The sequence below is a fragment of the uncultured Thiocystis sp. genome (assembly GCF_903866365.1).
Classification (GTDB): domain Bacteria; phylum Pseudomonadota; class Gammaproteobacteria; order Chromatiales; family Chromatiaceae; genus Chromatium.
Genome location: NZ_CAIPNF010000110.1, coordinates 1 through 3,270, shown reverse-complemented (window position 1 = coordinate 3,270; position 3,270 = coordinate 1). Strand labels below are relative to the sequence as shown.

General features: G+C 63.9%; 5 protein-coding genes and 1 pseudogene. 5 read left to right on the top strand and 1 reads right to left on the bottom strand.

Annotated features, from left to right (window positions below):
- The 5 genes from QZY07_RS06730 to QZY07_RS06710 form a co-directional block, all read left to right on the top strand.
- A partial coding sequence (locus QZY07_RS06730; protein ID WP_295400919.1) for an SLC13 family permease occupies window positions 1-648 on the top strand: 648 nt, incomplete at its 5' end.
- Between the two features lie 33 nt (window positions 649-681).
- Complete coding sequence (locus QZY07_RS06725; protein ID WP_295400917.1) at window positions 682-1,470, top strand: hypothetical protein; 789 nt, start codon at window positions 682-684, stop codon at window positions 1,468-1,470.
- A gap of 28 nt (window positions 1,471-1,498) precedes the next feature.
- Window positions 1,499-1,903 (top strand): hypothetical protein, encoded by a 405-nt coding sequence (locus QZY07_RS06720; RefSeq protein WP_295400915.1) that lies wholly within the window; start codon window positions 1,499-1,501, stop codon window positions 1,901-1,903.
- Between the two features lie 171 nt (window positions 1,904-2,074).
- The gene (locus tag QZY07_RS06715) at window positions 2,075-2,329 is read left to right on the top strand and encodes a hypothetical protein (protein WP_295400913.1); all 255 of its coding nucleotides are present in this window, start codon (window positions 2,075-2,077) and stop codon (window positions 2,327-2,329) included.
- 63 nt (window positions 2,330-2,392) lie between these two features.
- On the top strand, window positions 2,393-2,677 hold the full coding sequence (locus tag QZY07_RS06710; RefSeq protein ID WP_295400911.1) for a hypothetical protein: 285 nt from the start codon (window positions 2,393-2,395) through the stop codon (window positions 2,675-2,677).
- A gap of 170 nt (window positions 2,678-2,847) precedes the next feature.
- Here the strand turns inward: QZY07_RS06710 and QZY07_RS06705 are convergent.
- Window positions 2,848-3,027 (bottom strand): annotated as a pseudogene (locus tag QZY07_RS06705) (Tn3 family transposase); the annotation flags it as partial.
- Between the last annotated feature and the right edge of the window lie 243 nt (window positions 3,028-3,270).

The following is a 3,270-nucleotide window of genomic DNA, read 5'->3' as shown; positions in this document are numbered from 1 at the left end:
CACTGGCCGCGCGCCGCCGGGCCGCGCGAACCGCCCGCATGCCAGCGCATCGAAGATCGGGGGATTGCCTTCGACCGCTGGCAGACGTTCAAGGGGCTGACGGTCGCCGGCGTCCTCTTCGCCGCGTTTCTCTGGGCACCCTGGCCACGGGATCTGCTGGCGCTCGCCGGGGCCGGGCTGCTGCTGACGAGCCGTCGGTTGCACTCCCGACACATGCTGGGCCTGGTCGATTGGCAACTGTTGATCCTGTTCGTCGGTCTGTTCACCGTCAATCATGCGCTTCAGCAGACGGGACTGCCGGCGCGGGCGGTCAGTGACCTGGCACGGGCCGGGCTGGATCTGCAGGCACCCCTCCCGCTCTTTGCCGCCAGTGTGCTGCTCAGTAACCTGGTCTCCAATGTCCCGGCGGTCATGCTGCTGTTGCCGGTGGCGACACATCCGCTCAGCGGTCCGCTGTTGGCGCTCTCCAGTACCTTGGCGGGGAATCTGTTGCTGATCGGCAGCATCGCCAACCTCATCGTGGCGCAGGCCGCCGCGCAGCACGGCATCCGCCTGGATTGGCGCACCCATGCCCGCGTCGGCATCCCGGTCACCCTCGTGACCCTGGGGATTGCAGCGCTGGCGCTTTGGGTTCAGCAAATGCGCTAGCATCCGAAACAGGAGACAAGAGGAGGAAAGAGCATGAATGATCGCAGACAACCACCGCGACCTTTCGCCGGTGCGTTACTCGGTGCCCTCGTCGTGGCAACCAGCATGGTTAGCGCCGATCCCGCCGTCGATTCGATCCTGTCTCGCATCTATGACGGCTACGACCAGCAAAACGCCTGCTGGCGTGCCCGCTCGGAGACGCCCGGTGGGTTTTGCTGTCTGAAAATCGATCGTCAGGATCGCATCGAAACGGCCAGCGGTCAGCGTCTTTATGTCTTGCTGGCCGGCGGATGCTTTGACAGCGAGGGAAAACCGGAAGACACACATGTCAGCACCGGGATGATCGGTGCACTGGCGATCGGAATCGGACCGAACGAAATCAGTATCTTAGCCGGGGATCCACGCATGCCGATGGGATCCTGGGGGACGGCTCCAACCGACTGGACGCTCGTGAAGCTGGAACCAGCGGATTATTGGGGTTGGCTCAACACCCTTGGCTATACCGGGCAAGGACGCACGGAAAGCGTCTATATGATTCTCGCGCCCTATGGAAAGCGGATTCGCGATCTGGGCGGCATCAAGGCCGGATTTGATGATGCGGGTGCTTGTGTCGAGGAAGACCACTGCCCGTCAACCGCTCTTGAAACCAAACTCGATATCGACAGCCTCCAACTTGATGCCAAGGTCTTTCCCTTGCTGATCACGCTCACCGGACAGATCGAGGGGCGACCGATCGCGCCCAAGACCTGGACGTTACCATTCGATCCCGATTCCTGGACCTATGTCGAACCGGACGATTGGCCGCTCGCCGCCGATGAGTGAAGCGAGCAACGCTCAGGAGCTTTCCGCGATGCCATTGACCGACCGCCGCCAGGGCTACCACTACAGCGGTTTCCAGTTCTCGGAGGATGGTGCCGTCGCGCATGGGGGCGGCATCGCCTACCGCGAGCGGCCCTTTCCCCCCAGCGCCCGCCGACGTTTCCGGCTCTGGCTGGCGGTGGTGCTGCTCGGCACCTTCCCCGGCATCCCGCTGCTGGCCGCGTCCGGGCTGCATGAGCGGCTCTTCTGGATCGTGATCCCTGTTCTTGTGCTGGCCTACTGGCTACACCGACGCATCCATGCCTGCCCGCGCTGCGGCGGAGCCTCGCGGGTGCTCAAGACCCCGCATCACGGCGCGCCGGTGCTTTATCTCTGCCCACGCTGCCGCACCTTCTTCGAGCATGGGGAGATCGAGGGCGGATGGCCGTGGAAATGAGTCGGACATCCTGACCAGGCGGCTTTTCCGATCGACTTGGTCGATTCATCGAAGCCTGCGCGCCATCAACACGCGGCTGGTGCTGCTGGGTATGTTCCTTCACAACAATCGCTTCGGCCAGCCTGCCGCACGCCGGCTTGACGGGACGACTCAGACCGCCGGAGATGCGCGATGACACGCTGGATCATGCTGATAGTTGCGTCGCTGCTGGCGATGCCGGTCGGGGCGCGTTCGTCGGGCGACGAACCGAAAGACCGCGACCAAGACCGTCGCGACAAGATCATCCGTCCTTTGATCCCCGGAACGTCTGCGCCGGATTACGGCGCTCCAGCGGTCATCATCAAGGAGGGGAAAGTCTACGATCTGATTCCGGGGACGCATGTACCGGATTATGGCTCGGGTCGCTATATCATCCAGAAGCGATGATCTCGCAGATGCTGGACGACAGCGATCATGCAAGGCTTGCTCGGCTGCCGCGGGAGTCGCCGGATGTCTTGCTGGCCTACTGGTTGCGAGGACCAGACCAGGGCGGATGCCCTGGCGGTGGCGCTGCTCGGAATCGCGCCCTTCGGTCAGGATCGGCTATTGGCGCACCACGCCGCGCTTGTTGCGGCGCTCGGCACGGAGCGCCTGGCATTGATCGACCTCGGCGCGGTTCCGCCTCAAAGGCAACGCCAGATCCTCAAGCGCAGCCGTCTGCTCTATGCGCGGGAGTGCGCGTTGGTCGGTCCCTTCGAGCTTGGCGTCTTGCGCGCCTGCCTGGATGTGCGTTGAATCTCCCCGGCGGCGGGTGTTCGATTCCGTGTCGACGCCGCTGCGTCGGACCTGGACGCGGCTCTTGCGTGTCTCGCCCCCTTTCCTGCCGTCTGCATTGACCGAGATTGCGATCATGACCAAACCCGTGACCCCGCTGGGGGTGTAAGCCCAAACCCCAGAAAATTCCGTCAGCCCAGACTCAGCCCCGCCACGATTGCATCCAGGTCGATGAGTGACCCGGTGCCTCGGAACGTGTAGTGCCCGTTAAGATGGATGTGACGCCACGCTGTCGGGGAGATCTTCTTGATCATGGCCAGGGCCTTCGCGTTCCCGCTGGCCTCGTACTTGGTGAGCAGCCGCGACAGGATCCGGAGCGCGATCGAGGGACTGGACAGGGCGGTTTCCTGGTTTGGGGCCGATGTCCGCGCGGGCATCAATTCGCCCCCTTCGCCTTTCGCTCAAATACCTGCACCGCCGCTTGCTCCAGCACCACCACGGCCCCAGCATCCGAACCCGCCTGGGCACCGAGCTTGCCGGTCAGCGAGGCGATCCACGTCGGCCAGTCGCGCGCGGCCTGTTCCAGCTTCTTCCAGACCTTCGGCGGCAGGGTG